The 314-nt window shown below is 49.0% G+C and carries 1 protein-coding gene; it reads right to left on the reverse strand.

Annotated elements, in window-relative coordinates; translation table 11 throughout:
* Window positions 1-251, reverse strand: a 251-nt coding sequence (locus tag OGY19_RS01750) for a transposase (protein WP_286596192.1), incomplete at its 3' end; no start/stop codon positions are given.
* Between the last annotated feature and the right edge of the window lie 63 nt (window positions 252-314).

The following is a 314-nucleotide window of genomic DNA, read 5'->3' on the forward strand; positions in this document are numbered from 1 at the left end:
GCGGCTTTTTTTAATATGTCCCGTTCGTCGGTAACCCGCTTCAGCTCTTTCTGGAGGCGTCGGATCTCAGCCTGAGCGTCTGACTGGACTTTATTGGTTGAGGAATCCGGGCCATATGCCTTTATCCAGGCATAAAGACTGTGGGTGGTGATACCGAGACGTGTTGCCACGCTGGAAACAGAATGGCCGCGATCAACAACCTGTTTTACCGCTTCAATTTTAAACTCTTCGGGATAACGCTTACCGCTCATGGGCACCTCTCTTTAAGTCATCTTAAATGACTCTGAGGTGTCTGTTAAACCTGTGGCGATTCA

The sequence above is a fragment of the Citrobacter sp. Cy070 genome, assembly GCF_030332245.1.
GTDB classification, from domain to species: Bacteria; Pseudomonadota; Gammaproteobacteria; order Enterobacterales; family Enterobacteriaceae; genus Citrobacter; species Citrobacter youngae.